At 65.5% G+C, this 19,983-nt stretch carries 17 protein-coding genes; 10 read left to right on the top strand and 7 right to left on the bottom strand.

Translation table 11 applies throughout. From position 1 onward, the window contains the following. Nucleotide 1: 1 nt before the first annotated feature. The 5 genes from AC1DYD_RS34570 to AC1DYD_RS34590 form a co-directional block, all read right to left on the bottom strand. Nucleotides 2-763, bottom strand: coding sequence for an enoyl-CoA hydratase/isomerase family protein (locus AC1DYD_RS34570; protein WP_478177250.1), 762 nt, complete (start codon nt 761-763; stop codon nt 2-4). Beyond that, on the bottom strand, nt 760-1,893 hold the full coding sequence (locus AC1DYD_RS34575; protein ID WP_478177251.1) for an acyl-CoA dehydrogenase family protein: 1,134 nt from the start codon (nt 1,891-1,893) through the stop codon (nt 760-762). The genes AC1DYD_RS34570 and AC1DYD_RS34575 overlap by 4 nt, the downstream gene beginning before the upstream one ends. Before the next feature lie 7 nt (nt 1,894-1,900). Continuing rightward, the gene (locus tag AC1DYD_RS34580) at nt 1,901-3,088 is read right to left on the bottom strand and encodes an acyl-CoA dehydrogenase family protein (protein ID WP_478177252.1); all 1,188 of its coding nucleotides are present in this window, start codon (nt 3,086-3,088) and stop codon (nt 1,901-1,903) included. 82 nt (nt 3,089-3,170) lie between these two features. Continuing rightward, on the bottom strand, nt 3,171-4,142 hold the full coding sequence (locus AC1DYD_RS34585; protein WP_478177253.1) for a flavin reductase: 972 nt from the start codon (nt 4,140-4,142) through the stop codon (nt 3,171-3,173). 37 nt (nt 4,143-4,179) lie between these two features. After that, on the bottom strand, nt 4,180-5,271 hold the full coding sequence (locus tag AC1DYD_RS34590; protein WP_478177254.1) for an LLM class flavin-dependent oxidoreductase: 1,092 nt from the start codon (nt 5,269-5,271) through the stop codon (nt 4,180-4,182). Between the two features lie 100 nt (nt 5,272-5,371). On the opposite strand from AC1DYD_RS34590, the gene AC1DYD_RS34595 reads away from it, so the two are divergent. The 3 genes from AC1DYD_RS34595 (at nt 5,372) to AC1DYD_RS34605 (ending at nt 9,072) form a co-directional block, all read left to right on the top strand. Further along, nucleotides 5,372-6,283 (top strand): LysR family transcriptional regulator, encoded by a 912-nt coding sequence (locus tag AC1DYD_RS34595; RefSeq protein ID WP_478177255.1) that lies wholly within the window; start codon nt 5,372-5,374, stop codon nt 6,281-6,283. Nucleotides 6,284-6,594: 311 nt separating this feature from the next. Beyond that, a complete protein-coding gene (locus tag AC1DYD_RS34600; RefSeq protein ID WP_478177256.1) occupies nt 6,595-7,818 on the top strand; it encodes a CaiB/BaiF CoA transferase family protein in 1,224 nt (407 codons plus the stop codon). Nucleotides 7,819-8,142: 324 nt separating this feature from the next. Continuing rightward, a complete protein-coding gene (locus AC1DYD_RS34605) occupies nt 8,143-9,072 on the top strand; it encodes a Bug family tripartite tricarboxylate transporter substrate binding protein (RefSeq protein WP_478177257.1) in 930 nt (309 codons plus the stop codon). Nucleotides 9,073-9,131: 59 nt separating this feature from the next. Here the strand turns inward: AC1DYD_RS34605 and AC1DYD_RS34610 are convergent, their stop codons facing one another. Both AC1DYD_RS34610 and AC1DYD_RS34615 read right to left on the bottom strand, forming a co-directional pair. Continuing rightward, nucleotides 9,132-11,531: a penicillin-binding protein 1A gene (locus AC1DYD_RS34610; protein ID WP_478177266.1), complete on the bottom strand. Its 2,400-nt coding sequence runs from the start codon at nt 11,529-11,531 to the stop codon at nt 9,132-9,134. Nucleotides 11,532-11,693: 162 nt separating this feature from the next. Continuing rightward, a complete protein-coding gene (locus tag AC1DYD_RS34615) occupies nt 11,694-12,614 on the bottom strand; it encodes a LysR family transcriptional regulator (RefSeq protein WP_478177258.1) in 921 nt (306 codons plus the stop codon). A gap of 75 nt (nt 12,615-12,689) precedes the next feature. Here AC1DYD_RS34615 and AC1DYD_RS34620 point away from each other — a divergent pair, with 75 nt between their 5' ends. The 7 genes from AC1DYD_RS34620 to AC1DYD_RS34650 all read left to right on the top strand — a co-directional run bounded on the left by AC1DYD_RS34620 (nt 12,690) and on the right by AC1DYD_RS34650 (nt 19,856). Then, complete coding sequence (locus AC1DYD_RS34620) at nt 12,690-13,559, top strand: HpcH/HpaI aldolase/citrate lyase family protein (protein WP_478177259.1); 870 nt, start codon at nt 12,690-12,692, stop codon at nt 13,557-13,559. A gap of 31 nt (nt 13,560-13,590) precedes the next feature. Beyond that, nucleotides 13,591-14,568: a tripartite tricarboxylate transporter substrate binding protein gene (locus tag AC1DYD_RS34625; RefSeq protein ID WP_478177260.1), complete on the top strand. Its 978-nt coding sequence runs from the start codon at nt 13,591-13,593 to the stop codon at nt 14,566-14,568. Nucleotides 14,569-14,576: 8 nt separating this feature from the next. Continuing rightward, nucleotides 14,577-15,773, top strand: coding sequence for a CoA transferase (locus AC1DYD_RS34630; protein WP_478177261.1), 1,197 nt, complete (start codon nt 14,577-14,579; stop codon nt 15,771-15,773). Then, nucleotides 15,770-16,645, top strand: coding sequence for an amidohydrolase family protein (locus AC1DYD_RS34635; RefSeq protein WP_478177262.1), 876 nt, complete (start codon nt 15,770-15,772; stop codon nt 16,643-16,645). Before AC1DYD_RS34630 ends, AC1DYD_RS34635 begins: the two co-directional genes overlap by 4 nt. A gap of 22 nt (nt 16,646-16,667) precedes the next feature. Continuing rightward, complete coding sequence (locus AC1DYD_RS34640) at nt 16,668-17,627, top strand: tripartite tricarboxylate transporter substrate binding protein (protein WP_478177263.1); 960 nt, start codon at nt 16,668-16,670, stop codon at nt 17,625-17,627. 694 nt (nt 17,628-18,321) lie between these two features. Next, nucleotides 18,322-18,882, top strand: coding sequence for a 2'-5' RNA ligase family protein (locus AC1DYD_RS34645; RefSeq protein WP_478177264.1), 561 nt, complete (start codon nt 18,322-18,324; stop codon nt 18,880-18,882). A gap of 92 nt (nt 18,883-18,974) precedes the next feature. Continuing rightward, complete coding sequence (locus AC1DYD_RS34650) at nt 18,975-19,856, top strand: class I SAM-dependent methyltransferase (RefSeq protein ID WP_478177265.1); 882 nt, start codon at nt 18,975-18,977, stop codon at nt 19,854-19,856. Nucleotides 19,857-19,983: the final 127 nt, after the last annotated feature.

Here is a 19,983-nt window from a genome sequence, read left to right on the forward strand (position 1 = left end):
TTCAGCGCCCCTTGTAGACGGGCTGGCGCTTTTCGAGGAAGGCCTGGCGCGCTTCCTTCGCGTCGTCGGTCTTGGCCAGCGCCATGGTGATGTTCTGCTCGAAGCGATAGCCGTCGCGCTGCGGCATGAGGTCCATCATGTTGGCCGCATTCTTCGCGTAGCCGATCGCCACCGGGCTCTTCGACGCGATCTCCTGCGCGATCTGCATGGCCGCGGGCATCAGCTCCTCAGGCGGCAGCACTTCGTCGAGCACGCCCCTGCGGTACAACTCGGCGGCGGGCACGCGCATGCCGGTGAAGAACATGCGGCGCGTGAAGGAGCGGCCGAACATCGTCCTCAACATCGACACGCCCCCGGCCAGTCCCACGTTGATCTCGGGCATCGCGAAGCTCGCGTCCGCGGACGCCAGGAAGATGTCGCAGGCGGCCATCAGGCCCATGCCTGCGCCGAGCGCCGGGCCGTTGACGGCCGCGATGACCGGCTTCGCACATTCGCGGATCGCGTTGCCGGTCTCGCGCGTCATCCGGTTGTGCTCGAGGAAGTCGCCGGCCTTGTCCTGGTTCGGCCGATCCTTCAGGTCGGCACCGGAACAGAAGAACTTGCCGGTGCCGGTGAGGATGGCGACGCGGATGTCTTCGCGTTCGGAGATCTCGTCGAAGACCTCGATGAGGCGGCGCCGCGTCGCGCGGTCGAGTGCGTTGACCGGCGGCTTGTCCAGCCGCACCACGGCGATGTATTCGGAAACTTCAAGACTGACGTTCATCGTGAACTCCTGGAAACGTTGGACAGGCCGCGCGCCACCGGCTCGTCCGCCGTGGCCTCGGGGTCTTGCGGTGCAAGCAGGCGCGATGTGTGCGTCATGCGGTCGCCATAGCGGAATTCGGAGGCGAGCAGGCGCTGCGCCATGCGGGTGGCCAGTACTTCCTCGCTCACGCCCATGCCGCCGTGCATCTGGATCGCGCCTTCAGCGCAGATTCGCGCGGTCTCGGCCAGCGCGATCTTCATCAGGCGCAGGGTGCGGCGCAGGCTCGAGGCGCCGCTTTCGAATTCCTGAAAGGCGTGCAGGACCAGGCCCTTGGCGCAGAGGTAACGCACATACATGTCGGCCGTTCGGTGCCTGAGCACCTGGAAGGACGCCAGTGCCACGCCGAACTGGCGCCGTTCCTGCAGGTGTTTCACGGTCTGCTCGATCAGGGTCGTCAGCGCGGCGACCGTGTCCGCCGCCGTGAGCAGCAGCGCGGCGTTGTCGGCTTGCACGAGCGCATCGCGCGCCGCGATGCCGCGCGCGATGCAGGCACCGGCAGGCACCGTCAAGCCGTCCAGCCTGAAGTCGGCACTGCATCGCCCTTCCATCGTGCGGTAGGTGGCCGCCGGTGCGGAAATGCGCTCGGCATCCACCAGGAACAGCGTCAATGGGTCGCTTCCCTGGAGCGCCGCAGGCACCAGCCAGTGCGTGGCCGCCAGCGACACATCGACGCCCTTCACCTCGCCAGTGAGTTCGTAGCCGATGTCCAGTTGCTTCGCCTGCACGGCGACTTCGTCGAGCGAGGCGGACAGGGAAGTCATGGGCGCGACCTTTGCGCTGCCCTCGCACACGGCTTGCAGCCATTGCGCGGCGGTGTCGGGCGCCGCAGCCTGCAGCAGGAGCGGCGCGACGGCGCAGGCTTCCACCACGGGCAGGTGGACGCCGTGCGCGGCGAGCCCGGTGACGATGGAGGCAAGGTCGGCCAGCGTGCCGCCGACGCCGCCAGACGCTTCCGGCACGACCGTGCAGGCCCAGCCCATCTCGCCGATGGCGTCAGCGCCCGCGAAATCCTGCATCGCGGCGTGGTCCTGCGCGAACCGGCTCGCCGCATCGAGCAGCATGCCGGGAAACAAGGGTGTGAATGACATGGACATCTCAGACTCCCAGCAGTTCGTTGGCAACGACGTTGCGCTGCACTTCGGATGTGCCCCCCGCGATGGTCCTGGCGCGGGTGAACAGGTAGTTCTGTACCCAGGTGGCGCCGGGCTCGCCCTCCCCCTGGTCGACGAGGAAGCGATGCGCCGCATCGGGCCCCACCGCATCGAGCGCGATGGACGTGAGACGCTGGGCGACGTCGCTGCACATCAGCTTGATCACCGAAGGCTGGACGCCGAGCGGCCGCTGGTGCTTCAGGTCGTCCGTCGCATTGGCGAGCAGCACGCGGGCGCCCTTCACGTCGGCTTCGGCCAGCAGCAGCCGGTAGCGCAGGCCACTGAAGTCCCTGCGCCCCGCCGCTGCCAGCGCAGCCTCTTCGACCACGCGCGTGACCTGCCTTCGCACCAGCTCCAACCGGGCCACATTGGCCGGCGGCAGGCGCTCGCGCTCCAGCAGGAACTTGGCGCAGGTCCAGCCCTTGCCGGGCTCGCCGATCAGGTTGGCGGCGGGGACGCGCGCCTCGTCGAAGAACACTTCGTTCAGGTGGTGCCAGCCGTCGATGGTGCGGATCGGACGCACCGTGATGCCCGGCGTGTCCATGGGCACCAGGATCAGCGAGATGCCGTCCTGCTTCTTCGCCTCGCGCGAGGTGCGCACCAGCATGTAGACCATGTTGGCTTCGTGCGCGTGCGAGGTCCAGATCTTCTGGCCGTTGATCACGTAGTCGTCGCCGTCCAGCCGCGCGCTGGTGCTGAGCGAGGCGAGGTCGGACCCCGAGCCCGGCTCGGAGTAGCCCTGGCACCACCAGTCCGAGCAGTCGAGGATGCGCGGCAGGAAGCGGGCCTTCTGCTCCGGCGTGCCGAAACGGATGATGACCGGGCCGATGTGGCCCAGGCCGTGGTGGTACAGCGGCGGGCAATCCGCCTCGGCCATCACTTCCTCGAAGATCAGCCGCTGCTTGATGTCCCAACCCGTGCCGCCGTGCTCGATCGGCCAGCTGGGTGCACCCCAGCCCTTGGCGGCGAGGATCTTCTGCCATCCCATGTACTCGCGCTTCGTGACCTTCCGGCCGGAGGCAACGACGGCGCGGATCTCCGGGGGGCATGCGCTGCGGGCAAAGTCTTCCAGCTCGCGGCGGAAGGCGGCGTAGGCATCCGCCTCGCCGCCGGCGGTGTCGTTGTTCGACATGGTGTCTCCTGTCCTGGTTTCGATGCGCAGTGCCGCGCGATGGATTCGTGGTGGGTGGGCTCGCAGGGCGAAGCCCGATGCGTCATGGCCGCGCGTCGCCGCCTTTGCGCAGTTTGGTGATCAGCTCGTCCAGGGCGGCCACGGCACCGTCCGCGTCACGCCGCCGCAGGCAGACCACGACCTTGCGCCGCAGCGGAAACAGGTCGGGCCGCGGCCGCACCGGGATGACGTGCGTCATGCGTTCGCGCAGGACGGTGGTCATCGTCTGCGCCATGAGCGTGAGGGCCTCGTTGTGTCCCGCCGCCGCAATCGCGCAGAAGAAGCGACTGGCCGACTCGATGCGCTGCGCCAGCGAGTCCGTGTCACGGTGTCGCTCGATGTCGTCGACGGCCGCCTCGACGGCATCCAGCTCGTCCTCGCCGGCCCGATCGCAGGCCAGCCGCAGCAGGGTGCCGTACAGCGTGCGATAGGCTTCATCGAGATCGGGCGAGTCGAGACGCCCCTGGACCACCAGCGAGCGAAGCGACTCCGCCAGCGTCATGTAGGCGCCCTTGTAGAACACCAGCGCGTGGTCGGCGTCGCCCCCGCCCATGTGCTTCACCTCGCCGATGAAGATGTAGTGGTCGCCGGCGTCGTGGCGCGCGTGGACGCTGCACTCGAAGCTCGCCAGGCAGTCCTCGATGACCGGCATGCCCCGTGGGCCCGCGTGCCAGTTCACGCCCTCGAACTTGTCGGCGATCTTGCTCGAAGCAAAACGACCCGACAGCGCATCCTGGCGCTGCGACAGGATGTTGATCGCGAAGCCATCCGCGTCCGAGAAAGTGCCCGCCAGGCTGCTGGCCTTGCGCAGGCTGAACAGCACCAGCGGCGGCTCCAGCGATACCGAGCTGAACGAATTGCAGGTCAGACCTGCGGGCCGCCCATCGGCGCCGCGGGTCGTGATGACGGCCACCCCCGTCGGGAAGCAGCCAAGCAGTTGCCGGAACAGCGTGGGCTCGATGGAAGCGCCGCGCATCGCCGCCAGTTCGCCGGCGGGGGAAGCTACTTCGTTCATGGTTTTTCCTTCGGGTGGGTCGCGAGATCCGCCCGGCTCAGGCGGCGGCGAGTTCCAGGGCCGGCTCGGCCACGTGAGGCGGATCGTTGGCGATCTCGCGCTGCACCGCGGGCATGATGACCTTGGCCCACAGCTCCAGGTGCTTCAGCATCGTGGGATGGTCGAAGTCACCCATCTGCGTCTGGAAGCAGTAGTGCACGGGCTTGATGGCGCGGATCTCGCGCACCACTCGCTCGATCACCGTGTCCACCGAGCCCACCGGCAATAGGGCACGCATCTCGTCCAGGGTCGGCTCGCCTTCCACCATGGTCTCGGCCACTTGGTAGTCCTCGCCGATCTGCGCAGTGCGGCGCTTCAGGCTGAGTGCCACGCGGCGCTGGTAGCGGGCGCAATCGAGGTAGCGATCCACTTCGGCCTTGTTTTCGCTGGCGTAGGCCGCGCGCAGCACGCCGACCTGCACCTGGGCCGGGTTCTTGCCTTCGCCCAGGGCCACCTTGTCGATCAGGGCGCGGGTGGCCTGCAGCTTCTCGACGCCGCCGTCGCCGCCGGAGACGAACACGTGGTGGTCGCCACGCACGGCGCGGGCAAGGAAGGTCGGGTCGACGCTGGTCACCCACAACGGCGGCATCGGCTGCTGCACCGCGCGCTGGCTGATCGCGCTCTCCGGCTGCCGGTAAAACTGGCCGTCATAGGCGAACTTCGGCTCCTTCAGGCCCAGCTCCAGCATGTCCAGCATCTCCAGAGTGCGCTGCTTGGAGGTCTCCAGCGAAACGCCGAAGCGCTCGAACTCGAAGTGCTGGTAGCCGGACCCGATGCCCAGGTTCAGGCGACCGTCGGACAACTGGTCCACCATGGCGACGTCGGCGATCAGGCGAGCCGGGGTGTACAGCGGTGCGACGACAATGCCGGTGCCCAGACGAATGTTCCGGGTGACCGCGGCGCAGTGCGCGATCATCGTGAGCGGCGACGAGCACATGCCGTAGTTGCTGAAATGGTGCTCCGCGTACCACGCGGCACCGAAGCCCAGTTCGTCCGCCAGGCGCGTCTGCTCCACGGCATCGCGCAGGATCTGATAGGACGACTTATGCTTGTTTCGTTGCTGCATCAGAATGAAGATTCCGAAATCCATCACCGGGCTCCTTGTTGAGTAAGTGGTATGGCGTCGATGTTAGGAACGGGAGCCATCTCTTGATCACCACGCTTCGCACAGCTTCTTTGCGTTTTATGAAATGAAGGCACTCGATTCGCTGCGGATCTTCGTGATCACGCTCAGGAAAGGAAGCCTCTCGGCCGCGGGGCGCAGCCTCGGCCTTTCGCCCGCCACCATCTCGCGGCGCATCAGCGCCCTGGAGGAAGAGCTGGGGGTGCAACTGTTGGACCGCACCAGCCGCAACCTCAAGGTCACCGAAGCGGGGCAGGCCTTCCTCGAACGCGCGGAGGTGGTGCTGGAGGCCATGGCCGAAGCGGAGGAAGCCGCGCGCAGCTCGAAGCTGCTGCCCGAAGGGAGGCTTCGCATCCACTCGCGCACGCAGATCGGCCTGCGCGTGATCGCGCCGCTGCTGCCGCAATTCGCCCAGCGCCATCCCGACATCCAGTTGGAACTGGAACTCTCGGAACATCCCGTGAACCTGGTGGAGCAGGATTTCGACATCGACATCCGCACCGGCGAGTCGAACGATTCGAGCTTCGTGATCAAGCGGCTTCTCAGCAGCGACGAGGTGTTGGTCGCGAGTCCGGCTTTCATCAAGAAGCATCCTCGCATCCGCCATCCGCATGACCTGACGCAGGTCCGGTGCCTCACCTACCGCCGCGAGCGCGAGGCCACCACCTGGAAGTACATCGACGAAGAGGGACAGCAGAAGGTGCTGACGATCCAGGGCGCGCTGAGTTCGAACAACGGCGAACTCCTGCGGCTGGCGGCGATCGGCGGCATGGGGATCGCTCTGCTGTCGGAGCCCACGGTGCGCAGCTCCATCCTGGACGGCTCCCTCGTGCGGCTCTTTCCCGAGTACAGGTTCGCGGTGCGCGCTTTTTCCAACGGCATCTACGCCGTGTTTCGCCAGAGCCGCACCCTGCCGCTGAAGGTGCGCGCGTTTGTCGACTTCATGGCCGAGGCGCTGCGCGAACGTGATGCGCCCTGAGGCGCTGGAGCCTCAGTCCGCGAAGCGGTGCGGCGCGACCCCGGCAGCAGGCAGGCCGAGCAGTTCGAACAGTCCGCCGTCCTGCGGGAGAGCTCCCGCAAGATGCGTGCTTCGGGAGATCGAGGTCACATAGGCGGAGTTGCCCCAGGGGTCGCATTTCCCGTCGTTGAGGCCCCGATCCTTCGAATGTTCACTGCGGTCATGAGGTCCGAAGTGTGGCGACCCTGCTGCCCAGCCGGCGCCGTCGTCTGCAAAGCATCTTTGCGGCTTCTGCTTTCCCGCGGGCGTCGCGGGCTCCTAGAGTCGCGCCGATGAACCCACAAGACGTCCCTCCCCCGCCCCTCCAGGGCATCCGAGTGATCGAACTCGGAAACTACATCGCCGGCCCCGGCACCGCGATGACGCTCGGCGACCTCGGCGCCGAAGTCGTCAAGATCGAGTCGATGGAAGGCGACATGGCGCGCCACACCGGTCATTTCGGCCACGCGATGCTGCGCGCCTATAACCGCAGCAAGAAGTCGATCGCCCTGGACCTGCGCAAGCCGCGCGGCGTGGAGATTGCGCGCCGATTGATCTCGCGCGCCGACGTAGTCGTCCAGAATCTCCGACCCGGCGCCGCCGAAGCGCTCGGCCTCGCGCCCGACGTGCTGCGCGCGGCGCATCCGGAACTCGTCTACGCGTCGATCAGCGGCTTTCCCGCGGAGGGTCCTTCGCGGGACCGGCCCGGCTACGACATCGCGGCGCAGGCGGAAAGCGGCCTGATGTCGGTGACCGGCGAGCCGCAGGGACTGCCGCAGAAGGTGGGTGCCACCATCATCGACGCGGCGACGGTGCAGGTGGCGGCCCAGGCCATCCTGGCTGCGCTGTTCCGGCGCGAGCGCACCGGCGTCGGCGAAACCATCCGCATTTCGTTGCTGGAAGTGGCGCTCAACCTGCAGTCGCCCAACTGGAGCGACTACCTGGTGCGCGGTGTCGAGCCCACCCGCAGCGGCGACGGTCAGCCGATGAACGCCCCCGCGGCGGACATCTTCCGCACCCGCGATGGCATGGTGGTGGTCTCCGCGTACGTGCAGGCGCACTGGGTTCGCCTGTGCGAAACCATTGGCTGCCCCGAATTGGCGACCGACGTGCGCTTCCTCACCAACGAGCTGCGGGTCGAGAACCGGCCCGCAATGAAGGTGGCGGTCAGCGAAGCGCTCTCAAACTACGGCACGCGCGAGTGCGTCGACCTGCTCACGGGCAACAACATCGTCGTGGGCGTCGTGCGCAGCTACAGCGACGCGCTGGCCGGCGAGGACTTCCAGGCCAGCAATATGCTCGTCGATGCCACGCCCAACGGCGACCGCCCGGGCTATCGCAGCTTCGGGCTGCCTTACGACCTGTGCCATACACCGCGCCGTCAGACCCAGGCGGCGCCTGCCCACGGTGCGCACACCGAAGAAGTCCTGCGGGAGGCGGGATTCAGCCCCGACGAGATTGCAGCGCTGTTGGAGGCTTCTGTCGTGAAGGCTGCGGATGGTAGAGCCGCAGGATGAGGTCTGGAGCACTTCCAGCAGGGGAAAGCCCGCGATCACAGCAGGCATTGGGGCGTGCATCGCCCACCTGGCCTGGATGGATGAGACATTCGCCAAGGCGGAGGTCATGGCCCATGGCGACTGCTGGACGTCGCCGCTCATCTGCACGACATACAAAGCAGCTTTTCATTCCTTGCAGATCAAACCGGCGCGCCCGACCATAGACTGGCCCGGAAAGTTCAGCCCGATCGGACCTCGTCGCCAAAGGGCGCGGCTGGATGCGGGTTTCACCTGCCTATCTGGATGGAGACAAATATGAGTTTTCGGAAGTACATCGCCGGCGCGTTGTTCGGGCTGTTCCTCGCGCTGGGTCCGGCCCAGGCACAGCAAGCCACCCGGATCGTCGTCCCCTTTGCCGCAGGCGGCGGCACTGACTTGTACGTCCGCCTGCTGGCGTCCGAACTCGCCAAGCACGGGATGTCGGTGATCGTGGAAAACAAGCCCGGCGCCAGCGGCATCGTGGCCGCCGACTACGTAGCCCGGGCACGACCGGACGGGCGCACGGTCCTTGTGTCGTCGCTAGGCACGCTGGCCAACAACACGGTCCTGTTCGACAAGCTCCCCTACGACCCGACCAAGGATTTCGCGCCCGTCTCGCAGATCGCCTACCAGCCGGCGATCATCGTCGGACGCACCGACCTGCCCTACAAGAACATCAAGGAGATGGTCGCCTACGCCAAGGCCAATCCCGGCAAGATCAATCGAGGCTCCCCGGGCGCGGCGATCCTGACCAACCTGGCGCCGCTGAGCTTCGAGAAGGACGCCGGCATCCACACCACCCACATTCCCTTCAACGGGGACTCCCCGGCCATCCAGGCTCTGCTGGGTGGTCAGATCGATATACATGGAACGTCCCTCACGGGCTCGCTGCCCTATATCCGCAGCGGCAAGTTCCGCATCCTGGGGGTGATGGACAGCCACAGGCTGCCACAGGTTCCCGATGCGCCCACCTTCAAGGAACAAGGCTATGACATCGAGGCTGTCCTTTGGTATTCGCTCTCGGTTCCGGCGGGCACGCCGAAGGATGTGATCGAAAAACTGAACAAGGCCGTCAATCAGGTGATCGCCGATCCCGAATTCGTCGCGCGGGCCGAGGCCATCGGCATGGAGCCTCGGGGCGGCACCCCGGAGGAGCTGTCCAAGTTCGTTCGCGCCGAATTCGACCGCTGGGTGCCGCTCCTGCAGAGTCTGAACCTTCCCAAAGAGGTTCAATAGACCCGGGTCACCATGGCGTCGCCGCCACGATGATCGCGCAGGGCGGAGAAGCGCCCTGCCTAGTTGCGGAACAGGTCAAGAATCCGGCTGCGTTCGACCAGAAACGGGTCCGCAATCGGCTCCGGCTTCGTTGGCGGGGCCGCCTCGGCGGGTGCCGGTGCAGACATGCCCCATGGGTTGGCGAGCCCACTGCCCGGCGCGTAGTCATCGTAGTACCACTCGCCGCCGACCTGGACCACCCCTTCGGGCGCCTGAAGTTCAGTCACGGGCACACCCTTGATCGCGGTCTCCATGTAGCTGATCCAGATCGGCAAGCTCAGGCTGCTGCCCGTCTCTTTGTCTCCCAGGCTGCGAGGCGTGTCGTACCCCATCCACGCGATCGCGGTCATCGTCGGTTGGAACCCCGCGAACCATGTGTCGATCGAGTCGTTGGTGGTTCCCGTCTTGCCGTAGAGGTCGTCGCGCTTGAACGCCTGATACGCCTTCGCGCCGGTGCCGCCCTTGACGACGCTTTGCAGCAGCGTGTCCATGATGAAGGCGTTGCGTCGCGGAATGGCGCGCATCGTTTCGTTGAGCAGCGGTGGCTGCGCCTCGACCAATATCTTGTCCTTGTGGTCCGTGATGCGCGTGATCAGGTAAGGATTGACGCGATAGCCGCCATTGGCAAACACCGAGTAGGCCGTTGCCATCTGCATTGGCGTGACCGCACCGGCGCCTATCGCCATGGGCAGATAGGCGGGGTGCTTCTCGCGGTCGAAGCCGAAATTCGTGATCCAGTCCTGCGCATAGCGGATACCGATCGATTGCGCGACGCGAAGCGTGACCATGTTGATGGACTTCATGAGCGCCGTGCGAAGCGGTACCGGTCCAGCGAAGGTGCCTCCATAGTTCTTCGGCGCCCATGGTTGCCCGCCTGTCGTGGCTGCATCGAAGTAGAGCGGAGCATCATTGACCACGGTGGCCGGCGTGAATCCTTTTTCAAGCGCTGCTGAATAGATGAACGGCTTGAAACTCGAGCCTGGTTGACGCCACGCCTGCGTGACATGATTGAACTTGTTCTTGTTGAAATCGAAGCCGCCCACCATCGCCTTGATGGCGCCGTCACGCGGATCCATCGCGACGAACGCTCCCTCGACCTCGGGCAGCTGGGTCATTCCCCACAAGTCTTTCGGCGTCTTCGCAAGGCGGACTACCGCCCCACGACGGATCATGATGTTGCGCGGCGCCTTGTCCGCCAATCCCGACTGGACAGGCCGCAGCCCGTCTCCGACGACGTGCAAGGTCTCGCCGTTCGCACGAACGGCCGTGACCTCTTTGGCACTGGCTTTGAGCACCACCGCAGCAACCAGGTCACCGTTGTCGGGATGCTCCGCAAGCACGTCGTCGATCGCGTCTGCGCGTTCTTTCGGATCGTCGGGCAGATCCACGAATCCTTCGGGTCCACGGTAGATCTGGGTTCGCTCGTAACCCATGATTCCGTCGCGCAAGGCCTTGTAGGCGGCCGTTTGGTCGACCGCAGAGATCGAGGTGTAGACCTTGAGTCCCCGGGTGTAGGTGGCGTCGCCATACTGCGCGTAGATCAACTGGCGCACGGTTTCGGCGACGTATTCGGCGCGCAGAAGGGCGGGGCCTGGGGGGTCGCGCAGATGAAGCTTTTCTTGCCTGGCCTGCGCCGCCTGCTCAGGCGTGATGAAACCGTTCTCCTGCATTCGGTCGATCACATAGAGCTGGCGTTCTCGCGCCCGCGCGGAATTGTTGACCGGGTTGTTGGCGCCGGGCGCTTTGGGCAAACCCGCCAGCATGGCGGCTTGTGCGATCGAGATGTCCTTGAGCGGCTTGCCGAAATAGGCCTCCGAGGCCGCGGCGAAGCCGTACGCCCGCTTGCCCAGGAAGACCTGATTCAGATAGATCTCGAAGATCTGATCCTTGGTGAGGAGATGCTCCAGCTTGAATGTGAGCAAGACCTCGTAGGCCTTGCGGACAACCGTTTTCTCCGAAGTCAAGTACGCGTTGCGTGCCACCTGCATCGTGATGGTCGAGGCACCTTGGCTCTTTACTCGGTTCAGGTTTGCGTACCCGGCGCGCACCATGCTTTTGAAGTCGACCCCACTGTGGTCATAAAAGCGCGCGTCCTCGGCGGCCAGCACGGCGTCCTTCATCAGCTGGGGAATTGTCGAGATCGGCGTGAATTCGCGGCGCTCTTCGCCAAATTCGCCAATCAGAATGCCTTCTGAGGAGAAGACCCGCAGCGGCAGCTTCGGTCGATAGTCCTGAAGCTCGAAAATGTTCGGCAGGTTCGGATAGGCGACCACGAGTGCAGTCAAGACGACGAATGACAAGCCCAGCGCCCCGGCCAAGGCCAGCCCTGTGAACCAGAACACCACGCGCAGGAGCCAGGATCGCCAGGATCTTGAAACCGGCTTGTCGGCGTGTCCCGAAAAATGCGATCGGTCGGCCATGACAGCATGCAAAAAGGCTCGGTTGCCAAGTGTCGCCGAAATGCCGCTGGCCGCATATCCCGAGCAAGACGGCTTCAGCTCAGCATCCAAGGCCAGTGGTCCTGCCGCCAGGGGAAGACGCTGGCTCAGCGAGCAAAGCCATGCCGACCTTGCGGCGTCGCGTCAGTTCCTGCCGGGGCTGCCGGCAGCCAGATTGGCTTGGCCTGTCGGCGCCGGATTTGTAACGGTGTTTGCGCTGGCAACCAGTCCTTGAATCAATCGCAGTCTCGCGGACGACCGCAGCCACAGGATCCCGAAGCGGCGCGCCTCCGAACGAATCGGCAATGCGATCTTCGCGATGCGCTGGCCGTCCAGCAGCGGCGACGCGATGTCCGGCACGATCGATACGCCGAGGCCACGGTCCACCATCATGGCGATGGCCAATAGAGAGCTCAACTCGAAGCGCTCCTGCGGCACGATGCCAGCGGCGCGCAAGTAGCGGTCTGCCTGCTTGCCACCGCCCAGATTGCGGTCGTAGCGGATCAGGGGCGAGGTGCGCAGGAGCTCGTGCGGATCGCGCCGCGCCAGCCGACTCGGCGCCAACAGCACCAGCGGCTCTTCGCGCAACAGCGACCAGTCGAAGGTCTTGGGCAGCACGAAGTTGGGATACAGGCAAACCGCCGCGTCCAGGTCGCCCTGTTGGACTGCCTTGTGGAGCGTTGCGGTGGTGCCTGATTGCAGGAACACCTTGACACCAGGATGCGTCTTCACGAAGTGCGCCAGGATGTCCGGCAGCACGCTGTGCAGCGCCGTGTTGATCGTGCCGATCAGCAGTTCGCCACCGGCTGCCTCGCTGCCCAGCAGCGCCTTGATGTCACTCACCTCCCGCAGCACACCCCGCGCACGCTGCACGAGCTGGTGACCGGATTCCGTCGGTTGCACCGTGCGACCGGCGCGCGCCAGCAAGGGGGCGTTGAGTTCCCGTTCGAGCGTGCGGATCTGCTGGGCCACCGCTGCGGGCGTGAGGTCGAGCCTGCGAGCCGCTTCCGACATCGAGCCGCACTCGACCACGAGAAGAAAGCTCTGCAGGTACGCCGTTTCCATGAACGTATATTTTCTATCATCTGATCATAGAGAGCATGTGTTTTTCTTTCTTCATGCGCGGCAGACACTGCCGCCATGAGAAGCAAACTTTTTGTACCGGGTACCCGCCCCGAGCTGTTCACCAAGGCCCTGACCAGCGCGGCCGATGGCATCTGCCTCGATCTGGAGGACGCGGTGTCGGAGTCGCGCAAGGACGAAGCGCGCAACGTGGTGCGGGAACTGCTGCAAGGCGGCGGCACCGCCTTCTCCGGCAAGACCCTGATCGTCCGCGTCAACGCCATGGACACGCCGCATTTCGAGCAGGATGTGATGGCGGTCGTGCAACCCGGCGTGCACCTGATCAACTTGCCCAAGCCCGAGAGTCCGGCGCATGTGCGCACCGCAGTCGCGGCGATCGAACGGGCCGAGCAGGCCAACGGCGTCGTCAAGCCCGTGGGTTTGCTGCTCAACATCGAAACTCCCGTGGCGCTGCGCACCGCCGCCGCGCTGGCCCAGGCCGATGCGCGCGTGGTGGGCCTGCAGCTCGGACTGGGCGACCTGTTCGAACCGCTGGGCATCGCCCGTCGCGAGCCGGCAGCGATCCAGCAGGCGATGTTCGCGACCCGCGTCGCGGCAGGCGAAGCCGGCATCTATGCCTATGACAGCGCGTTCGCAGACATCCGCGACGCCGAGGGCTTCCGCGCCGAGGCGATGCTTTCGCGCCACCTTGGATTTCTTGGCAAGACCTGCATCCATCCCAGCCAGGTCGCCATTGCCAACGACGTGTTCCGCCCGACGGACGAAGAGATCGCCCACGCACTCAGGGTGATCGAGGCCACGCGCGATGCCGATGCCAAGGGTGTCGGCGCCTATGTGGTGGACGGAAAAATGATCGACATCCCTTTCGTCCGCCGCGCACACGCCATCGTCGCCAGCGCCTGCAGCCTTGGCCTGCTGGCCGACTGATTTCCATTTTGCCAAGATTCCGGAGACAAACATGCCCATCGCTATTCCATCGCCCGTCCGCAAGCTCGCACTCGCCTGCTGCCTCGTACCGACCCTCAGCTTCGCGCAGGGCGCCTACCCGGCCAAGCCCATCACGATCGTTGTTCCCTACCCCGCAGGCGGATCGAACGACACTTTTGCCCGCCAGGTCGCCAAGGAACTGGGCGACGAGCTCAAGCAGCCAGTGATCATCGACAACCGTCCTGGTGCCAGTGGCAACACCGGCACCGGCCAGGTGGCGAAGGCCGCGCCGGACGGCTACACGCTGGTCGCGGTGTCGTCCAGCATGACGACGAACGCAGCCGTTCAGGCAAAGCTTCCCTACGACCCGAACAAGAGCTTTGCGCCGGTGGCGATGTTCGCGAAAGGCCCATTCATCGTGGCCGTGAACAACGAGTTCCCCGCGAAGACGCCTGCCGAACTGATCGCCGCCATCAAGGCCAAGCCGAACCAGTACAACTACGCCTCGTCGGGCTCGGGCAGCGTGAACCAGTTCGGCACCGAGCTGCTCAAGGCGCAGGTCGGCAAGCTGGACATCACGCACATTCCCTACAAGGGCATGGGTCCGGCCGTGACCGACCTGGTCGGCGGGCAGACGCAGTTGCTGATCTCGAGCGGGCCGTCGCTCCTGCCGATGGTGCGCGCCGGCAAGCTGCGTGCTGTCGGGATCACGAGCCTGAAGCCGAGCCCGATCGCGCCGGACCTCACGCCGATGGCCACGACGGTGCCGGGCTACGAGTTCGAACTCTGGTGGGGCCTGCTCGCGCCCGCCGGTACGCCGGCCGAAATTGTCGACAAGCTCAACAGCGCCGTGAACAAGGCGCTCGCCAAACCCGGCCTGGCCGCCAACTTCCTCAAGGAAGGCGCGATCGCCACGCCGATGTCGCCCTCCCAGTTCGGCAAGGTCATCGCCGACGACGTGGAGCGCTGGAAGAAGCTGGCCAAGCAACAGAACATCACCGCCGACTGAGGACCGCCATGAACGCCGCTGAAATCAACGACATGGGTCTCCCGCCACGCATGGGCCCGCAAGGTCCGCTGTCCGGCCTGCGGGTCCTCGACCTGAGTGCCTACATTGCGGGTCCCTACGGCTGCTCGCTGCTTGCCGACCAGGGTGCCGAAGTCATCAAGATCGAGCCGCCCACGGGCGACAACCTGCGCAAGTACCCGTCGACGCTGGAAGCCGAGAGCCGCGCCTTCATCGGCGTCAACCGCAGCAAGCTCGGCGTCGCGCTCGATCTGAAGCAAGCTGAGGACCATGCCACGCTGATGGCGCTGGTGCGCACCGCCGACGTGCTGGTGCACAACTTCCGGCCCAATGTGCCGCCGCGGCTGGGCATCGCCTACGAGCAGTTGAAGGCGGTCAATCCGCGGCTTATCTATTGCAGCGTCACCGGCTACGGCGAAACCGGACCGATGAAGGAGAAGGCCGGCTACGACCAAGTGCTGCAGACGATGACTGGCATGTGCGCCCTGCAGGGCAAGCGCGGCGAGCCGCCCGAGATCCTCTACGGCTCGGTGGTCGACTACTACGCGGCGGCGCTGGTGGCAGCAGGCGTCGCCTCCGCGTTGTATGAACGCGAGAAGAGCGGTCGGGGCCAGTTCGTCGGCGTCTCGCTGCTGCGCGCCGCGCTCACGATGCAGTCCGCCCGCATGGTGTGGGCTGAAGGCGAACCCAAGGACGTGGGGCGCGACATGCGCTCGGGCGGCATCACGGGCATCCACCCGACGAAGGAAGGCCACATCTACATCTCCGCCAACACGCCGCACTTCTGGAAGGCGCTCTGCGACAAGGTGGGGCTGCCCGATCTGGCGGCCGACGAACGCTACGACAGCGTACGCAAGCGCGCGCAGCACTTCACCGAGATCGTTCCGAAGCTGCACCGGGCGCTGGCAGCCCGCACAGCGCTCGAGTGGGAGGAACTTTTCGGCGAAGCAGTTCCCTGCGCCGCCGCGCGCACGGTCGAGGACATGTTCGACAACGAGCAGGTGCTGGCGGAGGACATGGTGGCAAGCTTCGAACACCCGACGCTGGGGGCGTACCGTGGCTTTACGCGGCCGATCAAGTTCGACCGCACGCCCGGCCCGCTGCCCTTCGCCGCGCCGACACTGGGCCAGCACACGTCGCTGGTGGTCGCATCGCAGAAGCAGGACCGCGCCGCGGACGCGCGATGAGCCGGCAAACCGCCTGCCCGAACAGCAGCGGCACCGGCGCGCCGCGCACCGAGGTGCCCGCCGGCGCCTGCGACGCGCACATGCACATCTACGACCGGCGTTTCACCACCTTCGGCGCGCCCGACGCCTTTGTCGACCATGCAACCGTCGACGACTACCGGCTGCTGCAGCAACGCATCGGAACGCGACGCACGGTGATCGTTCAGCCGCGCGTTCACGGGACCGACAACACGGTCACGCTGGCGGCCATCTCGTCGCTCGGCCTTCAGCACGCCCGCGGCATCGCGGTCGTCCGGCCCGACGTGACGGAGGACGAACTGACCCGCCTGCATGAGGGCGGCATCCGGGGCATCCGGTTCACGCTCTACACGGGCGCCAATGCCGCCACCGATTTCTCGATGGTCGAGCCACTGGCGGAGCGCGTGCACGCGCTGGGCTGGAATGTGCAGCTTCACTGGAACGCGGACCAGATCGCCGAGCACGCGTCGCTGTTGGGCCGCCTGCCGTGCACGGTCGTGTTCGACCATCTGGCGCGCCTGCCGCAGCTTGAACTGCAGGCGCACCCGGCCTTCGCCGTCGTCAGCCGGCTGCTCGAGAAAGGGCGCACGTGGATCAAGCTGTCCGGCGCCTACCTGAATTCGACGGTGGGCGCTGAAGGCGGCTTTGCCGATACCGACGTGATCGCGCGACGCTGGGTCCATCAAGCGCCTGAGCGCCTGGTCTGGGGCAGCGATTGGCCGCATTCGACCGAACCGACGCACAAGCCGGACGACGCCGCCCTGCTCGACGTCTTGGCCCGGTGGATTCCCGACGAGGCCGTGAGGCACCGCGTGCTGGTCCAGAACCCGGCGCAGCTCTACCAGTTTTCCTGAAACCACAAACCGAGACATTCCCGTGAAAAAACTCGTCCTGAGGTCCATCGTGGCCATTGCGGCCTGTGCTCCCCTGCTGGCCGCCGCTGCCTGGCCCGGCAAGCCCATCCGGATGGTGGTCCCGTATGCAGCAGGCGGTGGAGCCGACAACACCGCGCGCATCGTGGCGCAGCAAATGAGCGTCGCGCTGGGGCAGCAGATCATCATCGACAACAAGCCCGGCGCCGGCGGCGTGATCGGTGCGGACAACGTAGCCAAGGCGGCCGCCGACGGCTACACGGTGCTCTATGACGCCTCGGCCTTCTCGGTCAATCCGTCGCTGCGCAAGTTGCCGTTCGACGCGGCGAAGGACTTCATCCCCGTCTCGCTGGTCGCCACGGCGCCGCAAATCCTGGTGGTGCCCGCGACTGCGCCTTACAAGAACGTCTCGGAGCTGCTCGATTCCGCACGCAAGAATCCGGGCAAGCTGACCTTCGCATCGGCAGGTGGCGGCACCGGCTCGCACCTCGCGGGCGAAGCTCTGAATGAGCAGGCGAAGATCAACCTGCTGCACGTGCCGTACAAGGGCGGGGCACCTGCGCTGACCGATGTGATGGGGCAGCAGGTGTCGATCTATTTCGGCAACGTGGCCTCGACGTCGAGCTACGTCAAGTCCGGCAAGCTTCGGGCGCTCGCCGTCAGCTCCGCCAAGCGCGTGCCCAGCCTGCCCGACACGCCGACCCTCGCAGAATCGGGACTGCCCGGTTACAACGTGGTCGAGTGGAACGGCGTTTTTCTGCCCAAGGGAACACCGCCGGACATCGTGCAGAAGCTGGGCAAGGCCGTGCAAGCGGCCGTGAACGACCCCAAGGTCAACGAGAAGCTGCTGCAGCTCGGCCTCGTGCCAGCCGGCACTTCGCCCGAATCGTTCTCGAAATTCGTGCAGGACGAAAGCGCTCGGGTGAATGCGTTGGTGAAGGCTCGGAACATTCAGGTGGACTAGGGCTCACACTATTTCCTGGGTCGCGAAGGCATGCCAGGACGGGCCAATCAAGGCGCGCGACGCGGCATGTGCGTTGGCACATGCGAGGAGCGCAACGCCGAGTGGCTCGTCCTGGCAGGCCTTCCCTTCGCGTGGCAACGCGATCCCCGGAAATAGGGTGAACAGGCCCTAACGCTTCGGGCCCGGGCCCCATTGCCATTGGCAGCGTTGAATAGGGCGTCGTGGCAGTCGGAACGGCGGCGGCGGCTGATCCGAGCAAATAGATTCGCAAACGACGATCTAGGCAGCACGGGCGGGCAAGGCCCCACGAACTGAAGGACGAGGGTCATAAATGCGCAAACGACGACCGCCCTGATCGGTCGGGCAGGCCCGCGCAGACCAATATTTGCCCTAACGACGCTTGCCTGTGGGAGGGGGCCGCACTGCGGCGTGCCTTCCAAGCAAGGGCCGGCCCAGGATCGCTACCGCCTCGAAATGCTCGAAGGCATTCGACATCGACATCTCTCGCCGAGGCGACAGCCAAAGAAACTCCCGGGCTGGAGCCGAGGCGCTTGCGGCAGAATGCCGCCGCAAGGGGCAAGGCGGGCGACGCGCCGATCGGCTTGAAGCGGGTGTGCACTCACCTCGCGACGGTCAACAATGGCAGCCAGCCCGCATTCGGGCCAGAAGCGGCTTCAAACGAAGTGCCCGTACGATGACGACCGTGGCCATATCCGCCTTTATCGTGAAGGTCCCCGGCGCCGAATCCCTGGTGGGAGCGCTGCGTGAGCGCCTCGATGCGACATCGAACCTTGGCGTCCCTGCCCACATCACGGTGCTGGTTCCCTTCATGAACCGCAGCGACATCAATGCCGGCGTGCTGGAGCAGGCGCAGCGCGCCTTGGAGCGAACCACAGCCTTTTCCTTCTCGTTGTCCTCGATTGGTCGATTTCCGGCGACAGCCTACCTGGTGCCGGAGCCCGCGGCGCCATTCGTCGCGATGACGCGGGCACTAGCCGAAACCTTTCCGGACTTTCCGCCGTACGCTGGCGAACACCAAGGCGTCATCCCACACCTCACAGTCGCACATGGAAACGCCGCCGAAGCCGACGAGGCAGCGGACGAGTTGCGCCTGCGGCTTGAGCAGAGCGGTGCCGTGACAGCGCAATGCGGGTCTGTTGCCTTGATTGAAAATTCATCGGGCAGGTGGAGTGAAATGCACGTCTTCCATCTTCCGCAGGGGGATTTCGCAGCGAATCGTGGGTCGGTATGCTGAGGCGGCACGCGGCCAAATCCGGTCGTACGGACCGCTGAAATGGCTGCCCGGAAGATGTCGTTCGCACCTGTTGACAGGCAACCAAGAGTGCCATGTTGCGTTCGGCACAGCGGCCGGGAATTCGGGCGACATCGGGGGATGAAGCGAAGCTGCCGGGTTGGGTGGAGCCGTCATTTGGCCACTGCTACACTGGCGGAACGATGCAGCCAAGGCCTTCGCAGACGCGCAGCACGAGCGAGCTTCTCGACCAGAATCGCCGCTTCTACGACTTGCTCTGGTCCGGTGCTCGCCTCGTCGAGCCTCAACGGTTCAATACTTGGCCGCTCGTGCGATCCCTGCTACCCGAGTCCGGACGACGGCTCGAGGTTGGGCCCGGCCTGAGACCACGTCTGCCGATCGAGGGCACGCAGTTCGTGGACATCAGCGCCCCGGCGCTCGCGATGCTTCGCGAGCGCGGTGCGCAGGTCGTGCTGAGCCAGGTGACATCCCTGCCGTTCGCCGACGGTGCATTCGATCTAGTATGCGCACTCGATATCATCGAGCATGTCGACGACGGGGACGGCGCACTGTCMGAGCTATCGCGGGTTGCGAAGTCAGGTGCGGCTCTCCTGATCTCGACGCCACTGCACCCCTCGCTTTGGACCTCGTTCGATGATTTCGTAGGCCACAAGCGGCGCTACGAGCCGCCGTGCCTGCTCGCAAAGCTGGCGCAGCACCACCTCGTTGTGGAGCGCAGCGCGGTGTTCGGGATGAAGCCGCGCTCGTCGCGCTTAGTCGACATCGGCATGTGGTGGCTCTCGCATCATCGTGAGCTGGCCATGTGCGCGTACAACCGGGTATTCATGCCGTTCGGATTGCGATTCCAGAAGGAGCTGCAGCTCGGCCATGGAATGATCGCAACAGACGAGGTCGACGAGATCCTGCTCGTGTGCCGAAGGGACGCTCGGGCCGACTCCCTGGCCGGCCCAACGTAGCCGCGGGCAGTTGTCGATAGGAATCACCGTGAAGACTTCGTGCTGGCGTTGCGAAGGGCGCGCGGATTGCCCAGCGATCACCGAAGGGCAGCTTCCCGGAGCGGCTTCGGAATCACGCTCCCGGCCA

This window comes from Variovorax sp. P4_B11 (assembly GCF_056402355.1).

Bases quoted from the DNA above. Each gene is read 5' to 3' on its own strand.
- AC1DYD_RS34570 (WP_478177250.1), bottom strand. From the start codon at position 763: ATGAACGTCAGTCTTGAAGTTTCCGAATACATCGCCGTGGTGCGGCTG.
- AC1DYD_RS34575 (WP_478177251.1), bottom strand. From the start codon at position 1,893: ATGTCATTCACACCCTTGTTTCCCGGCATGCTGCTCGATGCGGCGAGC.
- AC1DYD_RS34580 (WP_478177252.1), bottom strand. From the start codon at position 3,088: ATGTCGAACAACGACACCGCCGGCGGCGAGGCGGATGCCTACGCCGCC.
- AC1DYD_RS34585 (WP_478177253.1), bottom strand. From the start codon at position 4,142: ATGAACGAAGTAGCTTCCCCCGCCGGCGAACTGGCGGCGATGCGCGGC.
- AC1DYD_RS34590 (WP_478177254.1), bottom strand. From the start codon at position 5,271: ATGGATTTCGGAATCTTCATTCTGATGCAGCAACGAAACAAGCATAAG.
- AC1DYD_RS34595 (WP_478177255.1), top strand. From the start codon at position 5,372: ATGAAGGCACTCGATTCGCTGCGGATCTTCGTGATCACGCTCAGGAAA.
- AC1DYD_RS34600 (WP_478177256.1), top strand. From the start codon at position 6,595: ATGAACCCACAAGACGTCCCTCCCCCGCCCCTCCAGGGCATCCGAGTG.
- AC1DYD_RS34610 (WP_478177266.1), bottom strand. From the start codon at position 11,531: ATGGCCGACCGATCGCATTTTTCGGGACACGCCGACAAGCCGGTTTCA.
- AC1DYD_RS34615 (WP_478177258.1), bottom strand. From the start codon at position 12,614: ATGGAAACGGCGTACCTGCAGAGCTTTCTTCTCGTGGTCGAGTGCGGC.
- AC1DYD_RS34620 (WP_478177259.1), top strand. From the start codon at position 12,690: ATGAGAAGCAAACTTTTTGTACCGGGTACCCGCCCCGAGCTGTTCACC.
- AC1DYD_RS34625 (WP_478177260.1), top strand. From the start codon at position 13,591: ATGCCCATCGCTATTCCATCGCCCGTCCGCAAGCTCGCACTCGCCTGC.
- AC1DYD_RS34630 (WP_478177261.1), top strand. From the start codon at position 14,577: ATGAACGCCGCTGAAATCAACGACATGGGTCTCCCGCCACGCATGGGC.
- AC1DYD_RS34635 (WP_478177262.1), top strand. From the start codon at position 15,770: ATGAGCCGGCAAACCGCCTGCCCGAACAGCAGCGGCACCGGCGCGCCG.
- AC1DYD_RS34645 (WP_478177264.1), top strand. From the start codon at position 18,322: ATGACGACCGTGGCCATATCCGCCTTTATCGTGAAGGTCCCCGGCGCC.